We start from the raw sequence: 21,339 nt of genomic DNA on the forward strand, positions 1-21,339 counted from the left end.
AGAAGACTTAACCGCCCACTGCAGCAGCTAAGTCCCTTTGAGAGCATCTTGCATCGTGACAAATGATTCAAAGCGGTTTTGCCAGGATTATATTTTCAATCGCTGACTCAATCTCTTTGTCAGAAGCGTCATAACTTCCTTTTGACTTTGGCTTGTCATGAGTGGAAGTTTGATTCACTTCTTCTTTAGCATGTCCTTTTTCAGCAAAATTCATGCTAGGCATTTTAAATGCCCCCATATTCATGTATTTTCCGAATTTCCACATTTCAACAACAGGGCAGAAACGAACAATTCCTTCTGCAACTTTCATTGCACCAATCCATAGAAAAATGTTAGACCAAGTGCACCACGGCTTGCGTACAAGTTTAGTTGCACTACATCCGAAGAGGACAAGCCCAAGTGTAATTCGAATTAGAGCGTTTATTGTCCCGATATTTTGCTTCATTAGAAAAACACTCCTTTTTATGAAAGTTGAAATAGATAATACTATTTCTTTTATTAGTATCCCGTTTGATTTTTGGGATATGTAATCCAACATTTGACGTGGAAAAAGATGTTGGAATGTGCGTGTGTGTAAGTAACTTTTTTTGTTATAATGAAAGAATGCATAAAAGGAACTTCAAAATTAAATCCTCTAGTTTAAAAAATATGGAAGAGGTAATTCCAAACTTAATTCTCCGTTTTAAACAAATATTTAAGATGAAGTTAAAACAATAATGATGAAAATAAACTGTTATTTTGAACAGAAATATATATAACTAGAGAAAAGGAAGGGTGTTTTCATGTACGATATTTCCGGATGGAAACATGTATTTAAGCTTGATCCAAATAAGGAGTTAAGCGATGAACATTTAGAAATGATTTGTGAGTCTGGAACTGATGCGGTTATTGTAGGCGGAAGTGATGGAGTTACAATTGATAACGTATTACACATGCTAGTTAGCATTCGTAGATATGCAGTTCCTTGTGTATTAGAGGTTTCTGATGTAGAAGCAATTACACCAGGATTTGATTTTTATTACATCCCAAGTGTTTTAAATAGCCGAAAAGTAGAATGGGTAACAGGTGTTCATCATGAGGCATTGAAAGAATTTGGGGATATTATGGACTGGGACGAAATTTTTATGGAAGGGTATTGTGTTTTAAATCCAGAAGCGAAAGTAGCCCAGCTTACAGAAGCGAAATGTGATTTAACAGAAGATGACGTTATTGCATATGCTCGTTTAGCAGACAAGTTATTACATTTACCGATATTTTATTTAGAATATAGCGGTACGTATGGAGATGTTGAACTTGTTAAAAATGTAAAAGCAGAATTGAAACAAGCTAAGTTATACTATGGCGGTGGTATTTCTAATGCAGAACAGGCGAAAGAAATGGCACAATATGCTGATACAGTAGTTGTTGGAAATATTATTTATGATGATATAAAATTGGCGTTAAAAACAGTTAAAGCAGTAAAAGGAGAGTAGGTGCAGGCGTATATGAGTATGACAGATAGATTATTAAACGGTTTAAATCCACAGCAACAAAAAGCAGTCCAAACAACGAATGGACCACTTCTATTAATGGCAGGTGCAGGTAGTGGTAAGACACGTGTGTTAACACATCGTATTGCGTATTTACTTGGTGAAAAAGGTGTAGCACCATGGAATGTACTAGCTATTACCTTCACAAATAAAGCAGCTCGTGAAATGCGTGAGCGTATTGATACACTTGTGGGACCAGAAGCAGAAGATATTTGGATTTCGACGTTCCACTCTATGTGTGTACGTATTTTACGACGGGATATCGATCGTATTGGTATTAATCGTAACTTTACAATCTTAGATTCAGGCGATCAGCTAACTGTAGTCAAAAAAATTATGAAAGAGCGCAATATTGATCCGAAGAAATTTGAGCCGCGCTCTATTTTAGCGGGTATTAGTAATGCGAAAAATGAACTGTTATCTGCGGATAAATATGCAAAAAAAATTACAATGGCTGATCCATATGAAAAATTAACGAGCGATGTATACACAGAGTATCAAAAACGTCTTTTGAAAAATAATTCATTAGACTTTGATGATTTAATTATGACCACGATTCAGTTATTTGAACGTGTTCCAGAAGTATTAGAGTTTTATCAGCGTAAGTTCCAATATATTCACGTTGATGAGTATCAAGATACGAACAAAGCGCAATATCTTCTTGTTAAACATTTGGCAGCGCGTTTTAAAAATCTTTGCGTTGTAGGTGACTCTGACCAGTCTATTTATCGCTGGCGTGGTGCAGATATTTCTAACATTTTGTCGTTCGAAAAAGACTATGAGAATGCACAAGTAATTTTGTTAGAACAAAACTATCGTTCGTCACAAAATATTTTAAATGCAGCGAATGCTGTTATTGAAAAAAATACGAATCGTAAGCCGAAGAAATTATGGACAGACAATCAAGTTGGAAGTAAAATCTCGTATTATCGTGCTGCAACTGAAAAGGACGAAGCGTATTTTGTTGCGAAAAAAATTCGTGACGATATTCAAATGGGGAAACGAAAATATACTGATTTTGCAGTGTTATATCGTACGAATGCTCAGTCTCGTATGGTCGAGGAGATTTTCCTTAAATCTAACATTCCGTACAAAATTGTCGGAGGTACGAAGTTCTACGATCGTAAAGAGATTAAAGATATTTTGGCGTACTTACGTTTAATCGGTAATCCAGATGATGAAATTAGTTTTGCACGTATTATTAACATGCCAAAGCGTGGTATTGGTGCGACTTCTATCGATAAAATTATTAATTACGGTGTGCAAAACGGAATTTCATTAACTGCTGTATTTGATGAAATTGAGCATGTTGGAGTAAGTGCAAAAATTACAAAGGCAGTAAAAGAATTTGCGAATTTATTAAATAACTGGGTAAATATGCAAGAGTATTTATCTGTTACAGAATTAGTAGAAGAAGTTATTGAAAAAACAGGCTATCGCGATATGTTGAAAAATGAACGTTCTTTAGAAGCGGAAGGTCGTTTAGAAAACTTAGACGAGTTCTTATCTGTTACGCAAACATTTGAATCTCAAAGCGAAGATAAGAGCCTTGTTGCATTCTTAACAGATTTAGCACTTGTTGCTGATATTGATCGTGTAGATGAAGACCCAACTGCTGGTGAAGAAGTTATTTTAATGACGATGCACTCAGCGAAAGGATTAGAGTTCCCGGTTGTCTTTATTGTTGGCTTAGAGGAGGGGATATTCCCTCATACTCGTTCTCTTATGGAAGAGGATGAAATGCAAGAAGAACGTCGTCTTGCTTATGTAGGTATTACCCGTGCAGAAGAAGAGCTATATTTATCTAACGCGCAAATGCGTACTTTATTTGGTAGAACAAGTATGAACGCTGCGTCTCGATTCATTACAGAAATCCCGACAGAACTAGTGGAATCATTAAATGAAACAGCGCCAAAGCGTGAAACATCGTTTGGTGCAAAAGGCAGAACGGCAAGTAGCGGCAAAACGACAATCACAACGACAACACGCTCTCGTTCAGCTTTCGCGCGCCCTGCAGCTAAGACGACAGGCGGCGAACAAATTGGCTGGGCAGTAGGAGATAAAGCTTCCCACCAAAAATGGGGAGTCGGTACAGTTGTAAGTGTAAAAGGTGAAGGTGATGCAAAAGAATTAGATATTGCATTCCCAAGCCCAATTGGTGTTAAACGTTTGTTAGCAAAATTTGCACCTGTGACGAAACAATAGAAAGGAATGAGGATATGTCAAAAGAGATAGCAAAAAAACGTATAGAAGAACTGCGTGATTTATTAAATACATTTAACTATCAATATCACGTATTAGACAATCCTTCTGTTTCTGATGCGGAATATGACCGTAATATGCAGGAGCTTATAAAATTAGAAGCAGAGAACCCAGAGTTTATGAGTGAAGATTCTCCCTCCGTTCGCGTTGGGGGGACTGTTCTTGATATATTTGAAAAAGTAACACATAAGTCACCAATGTTAAGTTTAGGAAATGCATTTAACGAAGGAGATTTACGTGATTTCGACAGAAGAGTACGTCAAGGAATTGATGGTGCGAATGTAAGATATATATGTGAATTAAAAATTGACGGGCTTGCCGTTTCGCTTCATTATGAAAAAGGACGCTTCATTCAAGGGGCGACACGTGGTGATGGTGTAACGGGTGAAGATATTACTCAAAATTTAAAAACGATTAAAGCTATCCCACTTCGTTTAAATGAAGAAGTAACGTTAGAAGCACGAGGCGAAGCTTATATGCCGAAGCGTTCATTCGTTAAACTAAATGAAGAAAAAGAGCAAAATGGAGAAGATGTATTTGCGAATCCGCGTAATGCAGCAGCAGGTTCAATACGTCAACTTGATCCGAAAATTGCAGCGAAGCGTAACTTATCTATGTTTGTGTATGGTCTTGCGAATGTAGAAGAAAAAACAATTCCATCACATAGTGAATCGCTTGATTTCTTAGGTGAACTTGGATTTAAGACAAATCCAAATCGCCGTACATGTGAAACAATTGAAGAAGTTATAGCTTATGTAGAAGAATGGCAAGAAAAACGTCCGCATCTTGATTATGAGATTGATGGAATCGTTATAAAAGTAGATGATGTTGCCCTTCAAGAAAGTCTAGGAACTACAGCGAAGAGTCCAAGATGGGCGATTGCTTATAAATTCCCGGCTGAAGAAGTTGTAACGAGATTAACAGGCATTGAATTAAGTGTTGGCCGAACAGGAGTTGTAACACCGACTGCAGAACTAGAGCCAGTGAGAGTTGCTGGTACGATTGTTCGTCGTGCTTCTTTACATAACGAGGATTTAATTCGTGAAAAAGACATTCGAATTGGTGACTACGTTGTTGTGAAGAAGGCTGGAGATATTATTCCTGAAGTTGTGAACGTTATTTTTGATAAGCGTACTGGTGAGGAAGAAGAATACCGCATGCCAACTCATTGTCCAGCATGTGAGAGTGAACTTGTTCGTTTAGAAGAAGAAGTAGCACTTCGTTGTATAAATCCAACTTGTCCTGCTCAAATTCGAGAAGGGTTAATCCATTTCGTTTCAAGAAATGCAATGAATATTGATGGACTTGGAGAACGTGTCATTACACAACTCTTTGATGCTGATTACATTCGTACATTTGCTGATTTATATGCATTGACGAAAGAGCAATTATTACAGTTAGAACGTTTTGGTGAAAAATCAGCAACGAACTTAATACAAGCAATTGAAAATTCTAAAGAAAACTCGTTAGAGCGATTATTATTTGGTCTTGGAATTCGCCACGTTGGAGCGAAAGCAGCACGTACATTTGCAGAGCACTTTGAAACGATGGATGAGCTTGTAAAAGCAACGGAAGAAGAACTAAAAGCAATTAATGAAATTGGCGAAAAAATGGCTCAATCTGTTGTGACATATTTTGATAATGAAGATGTATTAGAGTTATTACAGCAGTTTAAAGAGTATGGCGTGAATATGACATACAAAGGTATAAAAATTGCAGATTTACAAAATGTTGAATCTTACTTCGCAGGAAAAACGGTTGTTTTAACAGGTAAGCTAGAAGTTATGGGGCGAAGTGAAGCGAAGAAGAAGATTGAGGCATTAGGTGGAAAAGTAACGGGAAGTGTTAGTAAGAGTACGGATTTAGTTGTTGCAGGTGAAGCGGCTGGTTCGAAATTAGCACAAGCGGAGAAACATAATGTTGAGGTTTGGAATGAAGAGAGGTTCTTACAAGAGCTAAATAAGTAAGAGGTGCAAACTTACCATGAAAAAAATAGCATTAGCGGTATTAAGCCTTGGCCTACTTGTAAGTGGGTGTAGTGCAGGTGCCGACAAAGATGAAAAAGTGGCTGAGAAATCGGGGAAAGCAAAAGAACAATCAGTTGTTCCAAAATACGCTATTTCGGATGAATATTATAAGACGACTATTCCATTTGATGGTGGAAATGCACGTGGTTTAGTGGTGCAAGGGTTAAATAGTCGTCTTGATATAGATGAATTTGAAACAGGGTTAATGCGAATTGCAAAAGAATCATTTAGTACGAAAGATAATTTTTTAAAAGGCGGAAAAGCTCTAGATACTCAAACTATACAGATGCTTGTTAAAAGAAAACGTACAGATGCTGAACAAAAGGAACTAGAGGACAAATTAAAAAAAGATGCAGTTAAATTTCCTAATATAGGATTAAACCCTGCATTAGGAACAGGATCCGAATCACTAGAAGTGAAAAATAAAAAAAATCCAATATATATTTCAAATATTTTAGAGCATGATTATTATGTGAAAAAAGGCGATAACGGCGAGGAACGCGTTGGTATGGTAGTTGGATTAGCAATGAATTCTGTTCAATATTTTAACGAAGAGCATGGTTATCCACGTGAAGCTGCAATCCCGGATGAAAAGATGTTAGCTGAAGGGAAAAAAATGGCGCAAGAAATTTTGAAAGTCATACATCAAAAAGAACCTGAAACCAAAAATATTCCAATAACATTTGCGATTTATCGCCAAGCTCCAAAGTCTTCGCTCGTGCCAGGTAACTTTGTTTCTTATGCAAATGCCGAAAAAGGTAGTGAAACGGTTGAAGATTGGCAACAAATTAATGAAAAATATTATTTGTTCCCATCAGAGCAAGCGAAAACAGATAATAAACGTGAAGACCTTGCAAGAGTATCCAACTTTAAGGCAAAACTAAGCGATTATTTCCAAGGCGACTATACAGCTGTTATTGGTACTGGTATGTATAGAGATGATGAATTAAGAGAAATGAAGCTTGATATTCCTGTCCAGTTTAATGGAAAAGCTGAAATAGTTGGTTTTACACAATATGTGGCAGGGCTTGTTATGGAATACTTCCCGAATTATATGAAAGTACAAGTAACGATTAAATCTGTAGAACGCCCAGAAGCTATTATTATACGTGAAGCAAAACAAGATGAACCACTTGTGAAGATTTTAGATTAAATATGAAGGCTGTTCCTCTATGGAACAGCTTTTTTTCTTATGTAATTTTGTTATAATTTAAAATGTTGTAAAAAATAGGGGTAAGGGGTAAATCTCATGGAAGAATTAAGTTTTCAAGTCATTATTTTATTAATTGCATTCGGTTTTTTAGTAGCTTTTATTGATTCCGTTGTTGGAGGAGGAGGGTTAATTTCGCTTCCTGCGCTTATGTTTGTTGGCTTATCGCCAGCTTCGGCAATTGCAACGAATAAATTAGCGGCAACAATGGGGACGTTTACGAGTGCGATGTATTTTATTCGATCAGGAAAAGTTGATTTTAAAATTGTAGGAAAGTTAATCCCGTTAACTATTGTTGGAGCTGTTGCAGGTGCTTTAGTAGTAAAATTTATTCCACCGGATATTTTACGCCCATTAGTACTTGTAATGTTGGTATTTATTGCTATTTATATTATTGCAAAAAAGAATTGGGGAAGTGTGTCTACCTATAAGAAGATGACGCAAAGAAAAACATTAATATTTTTCTTTGCTATTTTAATGATAGGATTTTATGATGGATTTTTTGGACCAGGGACAGGGTCGTTTTTAATTTTTGCATTTTTATTAATTGGCTTGGATTTTATTCAAGCGGCAGCATCTGGAAAACTTTTGAACTTTGTTAGTAATATTGTATCTTTAATTACTTTTTTATTTTTAGATATAATTCATTTTGAATACGGTATTATCATGGGATTATCAATGATCTTAGGTGCTTATTTTGGATCGAAGTTTGCGGTTCAAAAAGGTGTTGGATATGTAAGGACTTTATTTTTATTAGTTACTATATTATTGATCGGGAAAAATGTTTTGGAATATACTCATATTTTGTAGATTCATACGCATGTATGAATCTCTTTTTTTTATTATATTTTAAAAATTTATTAATTTTTAAAATATAAGTCTAGGAATATTTGAATAAATCTAAATTATCGTGTAGAATAATGTTGTAAAATGTAAACGTTTTTCTAAGGGGAGGCTAAAAAAAATGGTAGTAGCATACAAACATGAGCCATTTACAGATTTTTCAGTGGAGGCTAACAAATTAGCGTTTGAAGAAGGTTTAAAGAAAGTAGAATCTTATCTTGGACAAGACTATCCATTAATTATTGGGGGAGAAAAAATCACTACAGAAGACAAAATTGTTTCTGTAAACCCTGCAAATAAAGAGGAACTTGTTGGTCGTGTTTCAAAAGCAAGCCGTGAGTTAGCTGAAAAAGCAATGCAAGTAGCGGATGAAACATTCCAAACTTGGAGAAAATCAAAGCCAGAAATGCGTGCAGACATTTTATTCCGTGCTGCAGCAATCGTTCGTCGCAGAAAACATGAATTCTCTGCTATTCTTGTAAAAGAAGCAGGTAAGCCATGGAATGAGGCAGATGCTGATACAGCAGAAGCAATCGACTTTATGGAATATTATGGTCGTCAAATGTTAAAATTAAAAGACGGTATTCCAGTAGAAAGCCGTCCAATTGAATATAATCGTTTCTCTTACATTCCATTAGGAGTAGGTGTTATCATTTCTCCTTGGAACTTCCCATTCGCAATTATGGCAGGTATGACAACAGCTGCTTTAGTTTCTGGTAACACAGTATTACTAAAACCAGCTAGTACAACTCCTGTAGTAGCAGCGAAATTTATGGAAGTATTAGAAGAAGCTGGCTTACCAGCTGGCGTAGTAAACTTCGTTCCAGGTAACGGTTCTGAAGTTGGTGACTACTTAGTAGATCATCCTCGTACACGTTTCGTAAGCTTCACGGGATCTCGTGATGTAGGTATCCGCATCTATGAGCGTGCAGCGAAAGTAAACCCAGGACAAATTTGGTTAAAACGCGTTATCGCTGAAATGGGCGGTAAAGATACAATCGTTGTTGATAAAGAAGCAGATCTTGAATTAGCAGCTAAGTCTATCGTTGCATCAGCATTCGGATTCTCAGGACAAAAATGTTCTGCATGTTCTCGTGCAGTAATCCATGAAGATGTATATGATCATGTATTAAATCGTGCTGTTGAATTAACAAAAGAATTAACAGTTGCTAACCCAGCAGTATTAGGTACAAACATGGGTCCTGTTAATGACCAAGCTGCATTCGATAAAGTAATGAGCTATGTTGCAATTGGTAAAGAAGAAGGTAGAATCTTAGCAGGTGGCGAAGGAGACGATTCTAAAGGTTGGTTCATCCAACCAACAATCGTTGCTGACGTTGCAGAAGATGCTCGCTTAATGAAAGAAGAAATCTTCGGACCAGTAGTAGCATTCTGTAAAGCGAAAGACTTCGATCATGCACTTGCAATTGCAAATAATACGGAATACGGTTTAACAGGTGCTGTTATTACTAACAACCGTGACCATATTGAAAAAGCACGCGAAGACTTCCACGTTGGTAACTTATACTTCAACCGTGGATGTACTGGTGCAATCGTAGGTTACCAACCATTCGGTGGCTTTAACATGTCTGGTACAGACTCTAAAGCTGGTGGACCTGATTACTTAGCACTTCACATGCAAGCAAAAACTACTTCTGAAACTTTATAAGAAATAGTAGAGGAGCTCTTCACAGAATGTGAAGAGCTCCTTTTAAAATTGAAATCCTATATATTACCATCGTTCGAAGGGAATGAGCTAAAACCTATTAATAGCGGGATAAACATGTGAACAGAAATAAAATGATGAGAAAAGTTGACTTATTAGTCATATTTTTTAGTATTCATTTTGAGAATTTCCTGTATAATACAATTTGAAAGAAAATCTATGGTTCGACAAGGAACACTCCTTTCGGTTTTGCTCACTGAAAGGAGTGTTTTTTTATGTAGCTAAAAATTCTTGCGTGCTTATTACATTTGCATATACGCCATTTAAACTAGCTAAAATTGTATTGTGAATGTAAACAGCTGGTATAGTAGCGTTCTTAAAAGACAGGTCTTTTGTAGCACAAGCATCATGTATAACGGTACATTGAAAGCCAAAATCGAATGCAGCCCTTACTGTAGCATCGATACACATATGAGTCATCATCCCACATACAACGACATGTTCAATATTTAAACGTTTTAATTGCTCTAGAAGATTAGTTTCTCGGAAGCTATTTGGATAATGTTTGACTATAACTGTTTCTTCTCTAAGTGGACGTACGCTTTCGTGAATATGTACACCTTCTGTATTAGGTAGGAAAAAAGTAGCGTCATCTTTTATAGCTACGTGTTGGATATGAAAAATAGGTTCGCTGTTTGTTCTAAAGTGTTGTAATAACTGATTAGCATATTCGCTTGCTTCTACTGGATTACGCAATTCCATCTTTCCATTTGGAAAATAATCGTTTTGAATATCGATGAGTAAAAGAGCTGTTTTCATATATTTATCTTCCTCCGAGTTTCATATTCAAATAAATTTATTCAATTCGTAGAGAAGATTCTCCTGTTTAAAAATATGAGGAAGAAGAATTTTAAATAACCTTGAAAGTTACTATTTTCTCATGAATTTTCATCTGAAAATTTTAATAAAGGGATAATTAATATTTTTCTAAAAAATGTATTGACTCTTATTATTCTGAGTTCTATAATGAGAATTAATTAAACGACAATTAAATCGATACATTCTTATCCAGAGAGGTGGAGGGACTGGCCCTACGATACCTCAGCAACGGGTTTTTTTAATACCGTGCTAACTCCAGCAAGCCATATAAAGGCTTGGAAGATGAGAAGATGTGAACGAGTACATATAAGTGCTCTCCTTCTTATCTTTATGGTTGATAAGAAGGAGAGCACTTTTTATTTTACCTCGAAAGCTCTACTTCAAGTTTTTACAGCATATAGGAGGGGGAAAAATGATTTCTTTTAACAATGTAAGTAAAGTGTATGAATCAGCTGGGCAATCTGTTCATGCGGTGGAGGATGTAACATTATCAGTTGAGAAAGGCGAAATTTTTGGCATTATTGGTTTTAGTGGCGCTGGAAAGAGTACGTTATTACGCTTAGTAAATATGTTAGAGAGACCGACGGCAGGAACGATTTCAATAGATGATAAAGATATTACATCATTATCGACGAAAGAATTACGTAAACTGAGACAAAGAATTGGAATGATTTTCCAAAGTTTTAATTTATTTAATTCAAGAACAGTATTTGGAAATATTGCTTATCCATTAAAGTTAGCGAAAGTACCAAAGAATGAGATAAAAGAAAGAGTAAATGAACTGCTGAAGTTTGTAGGGTTAGAAGATAAAGCAAACTATTACCCAGAGCAGCTATCAGGTGGACAAAAGCAGCGTGTGGGCATTGCTAGAGCACTTGCGACATCGCCAGATATTCTTATATGTGATGAGGCAACATCAGCCTTAGATCCAGAAACAACGACAGAAATTCTAAACTTATTAAAGAAAGTAAATAGAGAATACAATTTAACAATTCTTCTTATTACACATGAAATGCATGTTGTGAAAGAAATTTGTCACCGTGTAGCTGTAATGGAGAAGGGAAAAGTTATTGAAGAAGGAAAACTGTTTGATGTTTTCACGCAACCAAAAACAAAGACGACTCAAAACTTTGTACGTTCTGTCATTAATGATCATTTACCGGAAAGTGTTCTAGCGAAAATTCAAAATGGTGGTCAAATTTATCGTCTAACATTTACTGGTGAGGAGACAGGACAGCCGGTACTATCATATATCGCAAAAAACTATAACGTCGATGTAAATGTACTGTACGGAAATATTATTGAACTTCAAAATGTGCTATTTGGAAATCTTCTTGTAGAGTTGCAAGGTGAGCAGAGGGAAATTCAAAAAGCATTACAACATCTAAGACTGCAAGTGCAGCTGAAGGAGGTAGAAGCTCATGCGAGTTGATTGGAGTATATTTTGGCCGCGCATACTAGATGCGACGGGGGATACCCTCTTAATGGTAATTGTAACCCTTATATTTGCTACAATTCTTGGTATACCTCTAGGTTTACTTTTATATGTAACGAGAAAAGGAAACTTTTTAGAAAATAAATGGGTCTTTTCTATTCTTAACATCATAATTAATACAATTCGTCCGGTACCATTCATTATCTTTTTAGTAGCCTTAAGTCCACTAACAAGAAGTGTTATCGGAACGACGATTGGAACAGCAGCGGCAATTTTCCCGATGACGTTAGTCGCATCAATTGGTATTGCTAGAATGGTTGAAACAAACCTTGTTTCCGTTCCGAAAGGAGTAATTGAAGCAGCGCAAGCAATGGGCGCCTCGCCAATTAGAATTGTTTTTGAAATCCTTGTACCAGAAGCGTTAGCACCATTAATCTTAGGTGTCACATTTATGACAGTTGGTTTAATTGAATTTTCTGCAGTTGCTGGGCTTGTCGGTGGTGGCGGTCTTGGTGATTTAGCAATGACATATGGTTATCAACGTTTTGATACATCAGTTATGTTCGTAACGGTCGTGTTACTTATTATTCTCGTACAGATAGCTCAAAATTTAGGGAATTACTTTGCGAAAGTCTTGTTACGCAGATCATAAAAAGGAAGAGAGGAAAAGAAAATGAAGAAAATTTTAGCATTTGCATTATCAGCGATTGTAGGGATTTCGGCGTTAAGTGGCTGCTCGGATGCAGGAGCAAAAGAGAAAACAGTTCGCATTGGTGTAACTGGAACGGATGGAAACGCTTGGGAAATTGTAAAGGGAAAAGCTGAAAAAGAAGGGATTAAAGTTAAACTGATTGAGTTCTCTGATTACACAACGCCAAATAAAGCGTTAGCTGATGGAGATATTGAACTAAACTCATTCCAGCATATTGCGTTCTTAGAGCAATTTAAAAAGGAACATAAGTTAGATATTACAGCTGTTGGTACAACACAAATTGCACCAATGGGTTTATACTCTGAAAAATATAAGAAATCAAATGAAATCCCAGATGGTTCAGAAATTGCAATTCCAAACGATCCAACGAACCAAGCACGTGCATTAAAACTTCTTGATGCAGCTGGATTATTAAAGCTGAAAAAGGATTTTGGTCTATTTGGAGATCCAAGTGGTATTGCTGAAAATCCGAAGAAATTAAAAATTACACCGGTTATCGCACAGCAAACACCTCGTGTGTTAAAAGATGTAGCGGCATCAGTTATTAATAACGGTGTTGCTGGTCAAGCTGGATTAGATCCAGCGAAGGATCCTATTTTCTTAGAAGATCCAAAGAATGAAAATGCGAAGCCTTATATTAATATTTTCGCAGCTCGTACGAAAGATAAAGATGATCCAACACTGAAAAAAGTAATTGAATTATACCATTCAAAAGAAGTAACAGATGCAATTAAGAAAGAAACAAATGATGGTTCAATTTCAGTAGATCTTTCACTTGAGGAGCTTGAAAAAATCGTAAAATAATTATTGGGTTTAATGGACTAACAGAAGGAACCCCTCCGCTGTTAGTTCGTTCAACATATAAACTTAACAAACGAACCCTAATTCTGTACCTTCCAATTTTGTATAACGTAGAATCCAATGTTTGTTAAGTAGAGTAATGGACCAGGAGTTTTCCTGGTCTTTTTTTATGAATGAAAGTAGCTAGCGAACAGTAAGGTAATCCAAATTATAATGGGATAAGAAAATAAGCTGAAAAGGAGTGTAATTACGAATTGCTTTGGATGAATTAAGTGTTTTTTTGATAAAAAAAAGAAAATAGAAAAGAGAGTAATGAAAAATGCTGATATTACGCCGGGGTTATAAGAGCGATAAATGAAAAACAAAATAATATGTTGAACAGAGTTGAAGAAGATGGCCCCTTGTATAAAAATAATCCAGCATATAGAAGACAAGAAGTTAAGTTGATATAGAAAGACGATAAGTAATACAAAGATTGTTAATACGGAAATGACGATGAAAAATTGTTGGCTAGTTATAAGACGGATTGAAAATTGATTAGCAAGGTATTGTGGCATTTGGAAAGCTTCTTCAAGGTTATGAATGAAAAATAATAAGGGAATGATCCAGAATATAGTAGTGGAATGTTTTTTCATCAATTTACATCACTCCAATAAAGTATAGAAAGCCTAAAAAAAGGCCCTCTATACAGAGATGGTTATTCAATTATGATATTTTTTAAATTAACTTCATGATGCTCTCGTTCTTTCAGATAAGCAGCTAGTTCCTCTTGTAAAATATTTAATATTTGCTTAGCTGATTGTTGGATTGGATTAGGTAGCTCTTCTAATATATGCATCCCGACTTTTACTTTTGTACGAATTACCCTTCGTAGTAATTCCTCATGCATGTACTACACCTCCAAACCGAATATTTAGTACATCTTCTTCAAATTTTGCTCCTTGAATAGAAAGGTGTGTTAATGTTTTTGGTAACGTGATGTTCCGTTTAACAGAACCCGCTCGAATAATAAGTTCATCACCTTTTTGATTTAAGGAAAGTTCACTTTTGTTTGAGAAGGGAATGGACAGAACGAAAATATACTCATCGCCATCCTTTTTTACATATTGAGTGCGCCCGTTAAATTTTACTTCTGTAGGGGAATGATCAGTTTTAAATAAAGAATCTCCTACACGTTCTAACATAGACAAACCAACAACTTCTTGTTCAAACATTGGAGCTTCGTAAATAGGAAGGGGTTGAAAACTATCTTTAATTAATGTTTTATATTTCTTCTGTGTATCTTTCCATGCCTGAAAATAAGGATCGGTGACAGTGTTAGGGATGACGCGGTTAATCATAATGGCATCTACGTTATAATCGTATAAATTCAAATAAGTAAAGCTGCGCTGGGCTTCTTTAATGACCATTTTTTCAGGATTTACAACGATGCGGATACTTGTTACTTCTCGATTTGATAAAATATCTCTCATTTCTCCGAGCTGTTCAAGTGTACTTGTTAATTCGTCCATAATATCGTCGGTTGGAAGAGGGACACCAAGGAGTGGTTGAGCTACAGGACGAACGACTTTTAAAACTTTTCTTTTAATAGGAAATAATTTTTCCATCCACCAGCCGAGCATGTCTGGAAAGCTTAGCATTGCTAATGTTTCTCCTGTAGGGGCACAATCAATAATGATAACATCATATGTGTCTTGCTTATAATAATCGAGTACGCGAAGTAGGCTAATTAAATCTTCCATACCGGGAAACATCGTTAATTCTTCTGTTGTAATATCATCAGCTGCTTTAGAAGTGAAGAGTAGTGTAATATATTTCTGTAATTTTCCCCAGCCTTTTTCCATTTCATAAATCGTATTAATTTCTTGTGCCCACAAATTTTCACGAATTTCTAGTGGTTCAGAAGATAGCTTTATACCAAATGAATCTCCTAAACTATGAGCAGGATCTGTGCTCATTACTAATGTTTTTAATCCTTGTTTCGCACTTTGAATTGCTGTTGCTGCTGAAATGCTAGTTTTTCCTACGCCGCCTTTACCTGTATACAAGATAATTCTCATCATTCATATCCCCTTTGTTTCGAATGTCGAATATTACGAATGTCGAAGTAAATGGTTGAATAAAAACCCAGATAGGGTTTTATTCAATCGGAATGTTTTTCATTTTAGGTGTAGAAATCTTTTCTTCTGTTTTTTGCTGTGACGTAGCGATGTGATTCATGATTTTTTGGAAGATTTGTAGTAAGAATGCTTTTTCTTCTTCTGATAATGCTTCTGTTACTAAGCTAAAGTAATGGGCCGCATTTTGTTTTACTTCTTGAACGAGCATTACGCCGTTTTCTGTTAACCGAATTAATACAATACGTCGGTCATTTTCATCACGGTAGCGTTCAATATATCCCTTTTTTACAAGGCGATTTACAACGCCCGTTGTTGTACTCATTGGTATATCAAGAAGATCAGCAATTTTCGTCATTGTAATATCTGTATTTCGTTCCATCCAAAGTAAACAAAATACTTCTGTTTTAGAAAGTGTTAAATCTAGGCTTACCCATTCTTCAGGATAGAAAAGTTTCTTGGCGTTATCTAGCAGTAAGTCTAAAAAATGTTCATATTGCAACAATTAATTCCACTCCCGTATATTTCGAGGTTCGTAATATTTATTTTTATTTTATGTAGAATAGAAATAATTGTCAATGATTTTAATTGTTTTTTCAGATTAGGCAGAAAACTTTCTTTAAAATAGTATTCTTTTATGATAGATTTATAAATATAAAACGAGAATTTACATAAAAATCCATCATGGTAAATATACTTATCTATAATGGGTATGCAGCTAACGAGGGGGAGAACGATGAGAAGACGTAATACGCAAGCGTTCACGTTTTTAGCATGGACTTCATTTGTTTGTGCGCTTTCAGGTATGCTAATTGGGATTTATACGTTAGATGAAACGCTTAGTGTAAAAGGATACTATTTAATTGGAACATTATTTTTAACGATGTCTTGTTTTGTATTACAAAAAACAATTCGTGATAATGAAGAAGATAACGAGAGATTTCCGAAAAATAAACCGTTAGATAAAGAGTAAATTGTAAAGAAAGGCATTTGCCTTTCTTTTTTTATGTAAAAATGGCGTAAGTACTCTGTGTTGACTTGCTTGAAGTACTGAAAATTTGGTATCATCAATAGTATTGTAGATTGAACGATATATTATGGAGGTGGCCTAGCCGTGTCAAGAATTTCCGTTGAGAATGTAAAGCACGTAGCACATTTAGCACGTCTTGCAATTACTGATCAAGAAGCAGAAAAATTTCAAAAACAACTAGATGCAATTGTTACATTTGCAGAACAGTTAAATGAATTAGATACAACAGATGTAAAACCAACAACTCATGTATTAACTATGAAAAATGTTATGCGTGAAGATGTACCAGAAAAAGGTTTACCAGTCGAAGAAGTATTAAAAAATGCACCGGATCACAAAGATAATCAAATCCGTGTTCCAGCAGTATTAGAATAGAGGAGGGGAATTTCGATGTCATTATTTGATCATTCAGTATCAGAGTTACATAAGAAGTTAAACAACAAAGAAATTTCCGTTACGGATTTAGTAGAAGAATCTTACAAACGTATTGCGGATGTTGAAGATAACGTAAAAGCCTTTCTTACATTAGATGAAGAAAATGCACGCGCAAAAGCGAAAGAATTAGATGCAAAAATCGGCGCTGAAGATAATGGTTTATTATTCGGTATGCCAATTGGTGTAAAAGATAACATTGTAACTAACGGTCTTCGTACAACTTGTGCAAGCAAAATATTAGCAAACTTCGATCCAATTTATGATGCGACAGTTGTGCAAAAGCTAAAAGCTGCTGACACAATTACAATCGGTAAATTAAACATGGACGAGTTCGCAATGGGTTCTTCAAATGAAAACTCAGGATTCTACGCTACGAAAAACCCATGGAACTTAGATTACGTTCCAGGCGGATCTAGTGGTGGTTCTGCAGCAGCTGTAGCAGCAGGAGAAGTACTATTCTCTCTAGGTTCTGATACGGGTGGTTCTATCCGTCAGCCAGCTGCATATTGCGGTGTTGTAGGTTTAAAACCAACTTACGGACGCGTATCTCGTTACGGATTAGTAGCATTCGCATCTTCACTTGACCAAATCGGACCGATTACACGTACAGTAGAAGACAATGCATACTTATTACAAGCTATTTCAGGTATTGACCGCATGGATGCAACTTCTGCAAACGTTGAAGTTGGAAACTATTTAGCTGGTTTAACAGGCGATGTTAAAGGTTTACGCATTGCTGTACCGAAAGAATACTTAGGCGAAGGTGTTGGCGAAGAAGCTCGTGAGTCAGTACTAGCTGCTTTAAAAGTATTAGAAGGTATGGGCGCAACTTGGGAGGAAGTATCTCTTCCACATTCTAAATACGCTCTAGCAACGTATTACTTACTATCTTCTTCTGAAGCATCTGCTAACCTTTCACGCTTTGATGGCGTGCGTTACGGTGTTCGTTCTGATAATGTAAATAACTTATTAGATCTTTACAAAAACACACGTAGTGAAGGTTTCGGTGATGAAGTTAAACGTCGTATTATGCTTGGTACATTTGCTCTTAGCTCTGGTTACTATGATGCATATTACAAAAAAGCACAACAAGTACGTACATTAATTAAGAACGACTTTGAAAATGTATTTGCTAACTATGATGTTATTATTGGACCAACAACACCAACTCCGGCATTTAAAGTGGGAGAAAAAGTTGACGATCCAATGACAATGTATGCAAATGACATTTTAACAATCCCAGTAAACTTAGCGGGTGTTCCAGCGATTTCAGTTCCATGTGGATTCGGTGCTAACAACATGCCACTTGGTCTACAAATCATTGGTAAACACTTCGATGAAGCGACAATTTACCGCGTTGCACATGCGTTTGAGCAAGCAACAGACTATCATACAAAAAAAGCAAGTCTGTAAGGAGGCGAGCATAGATGAATTTAGAAACAATTATTGGTTTAGAGGTTCACGTTGAGTTAAAAACAAATTCGAAAATTTTCTCTGCGAGTCCAACAGAATTCGGAGCGGAGCCAAATACACAAACAAGTGTAATTGACTTAGGATACCCAGGGGTACTTCCTACTTTAAATAAAGAAGCAGTTAACTTTGCGATGAAAGCTGCAATGGCATTAAACTGTGAAATCGCAACGGAAACGAAGTTTGACCGTAAAAACTATTTCTATCCAGATAACCCGAAAGCTTACCAAATCTCTCAATTTGATAAGCCAATTGGTGAAAATGGTTGGATTGAAATCGAAGTAGACGGTAAAAAGAAACGTATCGGTATTACACGTCTTCATTTAGAAGAAGATGCTGGTAAATCAACGCATACAGCTGATGGTTCATTAGTAGACTACAACCGTCAAGGTATGCCTTTAATCGAGATCGTATCTGAGCCAGATATGCGTACGCCAGAAGAAGCATATGCATACTTAGAGAAGTTAAAATCAATCATTCAATACACTGGTGTATCTGATTGTAAGATGGAAGAAGGTTCCTTACGTTGTGATGCGAACATTTCTCTTCGTCCAGTTGGACAAGAGAAGTTCGGTACAAAAGCGGAACTGAAAAACTTAAACTCATTCACTTACGTACAAAAAGGTCTTGAGCACGAGCAAGTGCGCCAAGAAAAAGAACTGTTATCTGGTGGTATCATCCAACAAGAAACACGTCGTTATGATGAAGCAACGAAGAAAACAATCTTAATGCGTGTGAAAGAAGGATCTGACGATTACCGTTACTTCCCGGAGCCAGACTTAGTTGAACTTTACATTGATGATGAGTGGAAAGAAGCAGTTCGAGCTTCTATTCCAGAACTTCCAGATGCACGTAAAGCTCGCTACGTTGCAGAACTAGGCTTACCAGCTTATGATGCACACGTGTTAACATTAACGAAAGAGATGTCTGATTTCTTTGAAGCAACTGTTGCAGACGGTGCTGATGCGAAATTAACATCGAACTGGTTAATGGGTGAAGTACTTGCATACTTAAACAAACAACAAAAAGAATTAAAAGACGTTGCATTAACGCCTGCTGGTTTATCTAAAATGGTTCAATTAATTGAAAAAGGTACAATTTCTTCTAAAATCGCGAAGAAAGTATTTAATGAATTAATTGAAAAAGGTGGAGACCCAGAAGAAATCGTTAAAGCGAAAGGTCTTGTTCAAATTTCTGACGAGGGTACACTTCGTAAAGTTGTAACAGAAATTCTTGATAATAATGAGCAATCTATCGAAGACTTTAAAAACGGTAAAGACCGTGCAATTGGCTTCTTAGTTGGTCAAATTATGAAAGCTACAAAAGGACAAGCAAATCCACCGCTTGTTAACAAAATCTTACTTGAAGAGATTAATAAGCGATAATAGTAGTAACTTTTAAAGATTAAGCAGAAAAACACCCGTACATGGGTGTTTTTCTAGGTTAATCAAACGTTTGTTTAAATGAGACAAAATCGTTTAAACAAACGTTTGATTAACTGTCAAAAGTGGAAAAATGTTTGTATAGCAACTATGGTATGATAGTTGCAAAAAGGTGGGAATAATGATAAATCTAAACATAGAGGTTTTTTTCATCTCATGAAATAATAGATAGTTATTATTCGTTATATGTAAATTTTTATGGAAGAATGGATAGAAATAAAGTGAAACTTTAATCAGTGGGAGGTTCATCCAACACTGATTATTAGCCCTCACCAATCGGGCATTTACTGCCCGCAAATAGCGGGATAAATTTTGGAGTCAAATAAAAAACCATTGAAATGAATATTTACTTTTGATGGACTACACGAATCGGGTTCTTACTGCCTGTTTGAGCGGGATAAAAGAAGGATAGCAAGATGAGAGGAGGTAGGCATGGGAATACTGAATAGAAGTTCAGTATGTTCTTTTTCGATACATAAAGAAATTTCCTGTGCTAATAAATGATGAAGCGAGCAAGAATTATTTATAATCCTACTTCTGGGCGTGAGCTATTTAAGAAGAGCTTACCAGAAGTATTACAAAAATTAGAACAAGCTGGCTATGAGACATCTTGTCATGCGACAACGGGTCCTGGAGACGCTACTGTGGCGGCGAGGCAAGCTGCGGATCGTAAGTTTGATGTTGTTATTGCGGCTGGTGGCGACGGTACGTTAAATGAAGTAGTAAACGGTTTAGTTGGGCATGAATTCCGTCCGAAATTTGGAATTATTCCAGTTGGAACGACAAATGACTTTGCACGTGCAATTGGTGTACCTCGTTCTATTGAAGAGGCAGCAGATATTATTTGCGAAGGAAAAACAGTGCCATTAGACCTTGGTAGAGCGAACGATACATATTTTATTAACATCGCTGGTGGCGGTCGTATTACAGAATTAACATACGAAGTACCGAGTAAGTTAAAGACAGTATTAGGGCAGCTTGCTTATTACCTAAAAGGTATCGAGATGTTACCATCATTGCATCCGACATATGTTGAAATTGAGTATGATGGAAAGTTACTACAAGAAGAAATTACGATGTTTTTAATTACGAATACTCGTTCAGTAGGTGGATTTGAAAAGGTAGCACCGTATGCATCTATTAACGATGGGTTATTTGACCTATTAGTATTGAAAAAAGGTTCTATCGCTGATTTAATTAAAGCAGCAACACAAGCACAACGTGGTGAACATATTAATAATCCAAAAGTGTTATATACACAAGCGAACCGAATTAAAGTACATTCACCAGATAAACTAATGATTAATTTAGATGGTGAGTATGGTGGAGATGCACCGATGGAATTCGAAAATATATATCATTGTTTAGAACTATTTGTTCCTGAACATCAAGAGGATGCCCTGTAAAGGCATCCTCTTTTACTTTGTTAAAATGAATTGTAAATTGGGAGTTAGTTTGATTTTTATGGTATTTTTACAATT

At 36.1% G+C, this 21,339-nt stretch carries 19 protein-coding genes, 1 pseudogene and 1 riboswitch; of the genes and pseudogenes, 14 read left to right on the top strand and 6 right to left on the bottom strand.

The annotated features are described in order from the left end of the window. Positions 1-67: 67 nt before the first annotated feature. A complete protein-coding gene (locus ACTFR3_RS20805) occupies positions 68-445 on the bottom strand; it encodes a YgaP family membrane protein (RefSeq protein WP_000812346.1) in 378 nt (125 codons plus the stop codon). A 337-nt stretch (positions 446-782) separates the two neighbouring features. On the opposite strand from ACTFR3_RS20805, the gene ACTFR3_RS20810 reads away from it, so the two are divergent. The 6 genes from ACTFR3_RS20810 to pruA all read left to right on the top strand — a co-directional run bounded on the left by ACTFR3_RS20810 (position 783) and on the right by pruA (position 9,540). Further along, a complete protein-coding gene (locus ACTFR3_RS20810; RefSeq protein WP_000272098.1) occupies positions 783-1,472 on the top strand; it encodes a heptaprenylglyceryl phosphate synthase in 690 nt (229 codons plus the stop codon). Between the two features lie 12 nt (positions 1,473-1,484). Next, positions 1,485-3,734: a DNA helicase PcrA gene (gene pcrA / locus ACTFR3_RS20815; protein ID WP_002164784.1), complete on the top strand. Its 2,250-nt coding sequence runs from the start codon at positions 1,485-1,487 to the stop codon at positions 3,732-3,734. Between the two features lie 14 nt (positions 3,735-3,748). After that, on the top strand, positions 3,749-5,758 hold the full coding sequence (ligA, locus tag ACTFR3_RS20820; protein WP_000031450.1) for an NAD-dependent DNA ligase LigA: 2,010 nt from the start codon (positions 3,749-3,751) through the stop codon (positions 5,756-5,758). Between the two features lie 16 nt (positions 5,759-5,774). Continuing rightward, positions 5,775-6,971: a CamS family sex pheromone protein gene (locus ACTFR3_RS20825; protein WP_000717030.1), complete on the top strand. Its 1,197-nt coding sequence runs from the start codon at positions 5,775-5,777 to the stop codon at positions 6,969-6,971. Between the two features lie 96 nt (positions 6,972-7,067). Continuing rightward, entirely contained in the window at positions 7,068-7,838 is a 771-nt protein-coding gene (locus ACTFR3_RS20830) for a TSUP family transporter (RefSeq protein WP_439962937.1), read from the top strand. 154 nt (positions 7,839-7,992) lie between these two features. After that, complete coding sequence (gene pruA / locus ACTFR3_RS20835; protein WP_000259555.1) at positions 7,993-9,540, top strand: L-glutamate gamma-semialdehyde dehydrogenase; 1,548 nt, start codon at positions 7,993-7,995, stop codon at positions 9,538-9,540. 250 nt (positions 9,541-9,790) lie between these two features. Here pruA and ACTFR3_RS20840 read toward each other — a convergent pair. Next, positions 9,791-10,356: pseudogene (locus ACTFR3_RS20840) on the bottom strand (cysteine hydrolase family protein). A gap of 242 nt (positions 10,357-10,598) precedes the next feature. After that, a riboswitch (SAM riboswitch) is annotated at positions 10,599-10,705 on the top strand. Between the two features lie 123 nt (positions 10,706-10,828). On the opposite strand from ACTFR3_RS20840, the gene ACTFR3_RS20845 reads away from it, so the two are divergent. The 3 genes from ACTFR3_RS20845 to ACTFR3_RS20855 are packed head-to-tail and all read left to right on the top strand — an operon-like array spanning position 10,829 to position 13,367. Next, a complete protein-coding gene (locus ACTFR3_RS20845; RefSeq protein WP_000622969.1) occupies positions 10,829-11,848 on the top strand; it encodes a methionine ABC transporter ATP-binding protein in 1,020 nt (339 codons plus the stop codon). After that, positions 11,838-12,503 (top strand): methionine ABC transporter permease, encoded by a 666-nt coding sequence (locus ACTFR3_RS20850; RefSeq protein ID WP_001261865.1) that lies wholly within the window; start codon positions 11,838-11,840, stop codon positions 12,501-12,503. The genes ACTFR3_RS20845 and ACTFR3_RS20850 overlap by 11 nt, the downstream gene beginning before the upstream one ends. Positions 12,504-12,524: 21 nt before the next feature. Beyond that, positions 12,525-13,367, top strand: coding sequence for a MetQ/NlpA family ABC transporter substrate-binding protein (locus ACTFR3_RS20855; protein ID WP_000721575.1), 843 nt, complete (start codon positions 12,525-12,527; stop codon positions 13,365-13,367). A gap of 164 nt (positions 13,368-13,531) precedes the next feature. Here the strand turns inward: ACTFR3_RS20855 and ACTFR3_RS20860 are convergent, their stop codons facing one another. The 4 genes from ACTFR3_RS20860 to ACTFR3_RS20875 form a co-directional block, all read right to left on the bottom strand. Beyond that, positions 13,532-13,999 carry an HXXEE domain-containing protein gene (locus ACTFR3_RS20860; protein ID WP_033696808.1) on the bottom strand — a complete coding sequence of 156 codons (468 nt, stop codon included), beginning with the start codon at positions 13,997-13,999 and terminating at the stop codon, positions 13,532-13,534. Positions 14,000-14,061: 62 nt separating this feature from the next. Continuing rightward, positions 14,062-14,253 (bottom strand): DUF3926 domain-containing protein, encoded by a 192-nt coding sequence (locus ACTFR3_RS20865; protein ID WP_000544105.1) that lies wholly within the window; start codon positions 14,251-14,253, stop codon positions 14,062-14,064. Then, positions 14,246-15,427, bottom strand: a complete 1,182-nt coding sequence (locus ACTFR3_RS20870; protein WP_002100673.1) for an ArsA family ATPase — start codon at positions 15,425-15,427, stop codon at positions 14,246-14,248. The genes ACTFR3_RS20865 and ACTFR3_RS20870 overlap by 8 nt, the downstream gene beginning before the upstream one ends. 76 nt (positions 15,428-15,503) lie before the next feature. Next, positions 15,504-15,986: a MarR family winged helix-turn-helix transcriptional regulator gene (locus tag ACTFR3_RS20875; protein ID WP_000942481.1), complete on the bottom strand. Its 483-nt coding sequence runs from the start codon at positions 15,984-15,986 to the stop codon at positions 15,504-15,506. Between the two features lie 231 nt (positions 15,987-16,217). On the opposite strand from ACTFR3_RS20875, the gene ACTFR3_RS20880 reads away from it, so the two are divergent. The 5 genes from ACTFR3_RS20880 to ACTFR3_RS20900 all read left to right on the top strand — a co-directional run bounded on the left by ACTFR3_RS20880 (position 16,218) and on the right by ACTFR3_RS20900 (position 21,264). After that, the gene (locus ACTFR3_RS20880; RefSeq protein WP_001254393.1) at positions 16,218-16,454 is read left to right on the top strand and encodes a YiaA/YiaB family inner membrane protein; all 237 of its coding nucleotides are present in this window, start codon (positions 16,218-16,220) and stop codon (positions 16,452-16,454) included. 141 nt (positions 16,455-16,595) lie between these two features. After that, positions 16,596-16,886, top strand: a complete 291-nt coding sequence (gatC, locus tag ACTFR3_RS20885; protein WP_000086999.1) for an Asp-tRNA(Asn)/Glu-tRNA(Gln) amidotransferase subunit GatC — start codon at positions 16,596-16,598, stop codon at positions 16,884-16,886. Positions 16,887-16,901: 15 nt separating this feature from the next. Next, entirely contained in the window at positions 16,902-18,359 is a 1,458-nt protein-coding gene (gatA, locus tag ACTFR3_RS20890) for an Asp-tRNA(Asn)/Glu-tRNA(Gln) amidotransferase subunit GatA (RefSeq protein ID WP_000051433.1), read from the top strand. Between the two features lie 14 nt (positions 18,360-18,373). Further along, positions 18,374-19,801: an Asp-tRNA(Asn)/Glu-tRNA(Gln) amidotransferase subunit GatB gene (gene gatB, locus ACTFR3_RS20895; protein WP_001047685.1), complete on the top strand. Its 1,428-nt coding sequence runs from the start codon at positions 18,374-18,376 to the stop codon at positions 19,799-19,801. Positions 19,802-20,358: 557 nt separating this feature from the next. Continuing rightward, complete coding sequence (locus tag ACTFR3_RS20900; protein WP_000977679.1) at positions 20,359-21,264, top strand: diacylglycerol kinase; 906 nt, start codon at positions 20,359-20,361, stop codon at positions 21,262-21,264. Positions 21,265-21,339: the final 75 nt, after the last annotated feature.

It is taken from the genome of Bacillus cereus group sp. MYBK14-1 (assembly GCF_051916885.1).
Taxonomy (GTDB): domain Bacteria; phylum Bacillota; class Bacilli; order Bacillales; family Bacillaceae_G; genus Bacillus_A; species Bacillus_A cereus.

Bases quoted from the DNA above. Each gene is read 5' to 3' on its own strand.
- pruA (WP_000259555.1), top strand. From the start codon at position 7,993: ATGGTAGTAGCATACAAACATGAGCCATTTACAGATTTTTCAGTGGAG.
- ACTFR3_RS20865 (WP_000544105.1), bottom strand. From the start codon at position 14,253: ATGCATGAGGAATTACTACGAAGGGTAATTCGTACAAAAGTAAAAGTC.
- gatB (WP_001047685.1), top strand. From the start codon at position 18,374: ATGAATTTAGAAACAATTATTGGTTTAGAGGTTCACGTTGAGTTAAAA.
- ACTFR3_RS20850 (WP_001261865.1), top strand. From the start codon at position 11,838: ATGCGAGTTGATTGGAGTATATTTTGGCCGCGCATACTAGATGCGACG.
- ACTFR3_RS20825 (WP_000717030.1), top strand. From the start codon at position 5,775: ATGAAAAAAATAGCATTAGCGGTATTAAGCCTTGGCCTACTTGTAAGT.
- ligA (WP_000031450.1), top strand. From the start codon at position 3,749: ATGTCAAAAGAGATAGCAAAAAAACGTATAGAAGAACTGCGTGATTTA.
- ACTFR3_RS20845 (WP_000622969.1), top strand. From the start codon at position 10,829: ATGATTTCTTTTAACAATGTAAGTAAAGTGTATGAATCAGCTGGGCAA.
- ACTFR3_RS20830 (WP_439962937.1), top strand. From the start codon at position 7,068: ATGGAAGAATTAAGTTTTCAAGTCATTATTTTATTAATTGCATTCGGT.
- ACTFR3_RS20805 (WP_000812346.1), bottom strand. From the start codon at position 445: ATGAAGCAAAATATCGGGACAATAAACGCTCTAATTCGAATTACACTT.
- ACTFR3_RS20860 (WP_033696808.1), bottom strand. From the start codon at position 13,999: ATGAAAAAACATTCCACTACTATATTCTGGATCATTCCCTTATTATTT.
- pcrA (WP_002164784.1), top strand. From the start codon at position 1,485: ATGAGTATGACAGATAGATTATTAAACGGTTTAAATCCACAGCAACAA.
- ACTFR3_RS20900 (WP_000977679.1), top strand. From the start codon at position 20,359: ATGATGAAGCGAGCAAGAATTATTTATAATCCTACTTCTGGGCGTGAG.
- ACTFR3_RS20855 (WP_000721575.1), top strand. From the start codon at position 12,525: ATGAAGAAAATTTTAGCATTTGCATTATCAGCGATTGTAGGGATTTCG.
- gatA (WP_000051433.1), top strand. From the start codon at position 16,902: ATGTCATTATTTGATCATTCAGTATCAGAGTTACATAAGAAGTTAAAC.
- ACTFR3_RS20880 (WP_001254393.1), top strand. From the start codon at position 16,218: ATGAGAAGACGTAATACGCAAGCGTTCACGTTTTTAGCATGGACTTCA.
- ACTFR3_RS20810 (WP_000272098.1), top strand. From the start codon at position 783: ATGTACGATATTTCCGGATGGAAACATGTATTTAAGCTTGATCCAAAT.
- ACTFR3_RS20870 (WP_002100673.1), bottom strand. From the start codon at position 15,427: ATGATGAGAATTATCTTGTATACAGGTAAAGGCGGCGTAGGAAAAACT.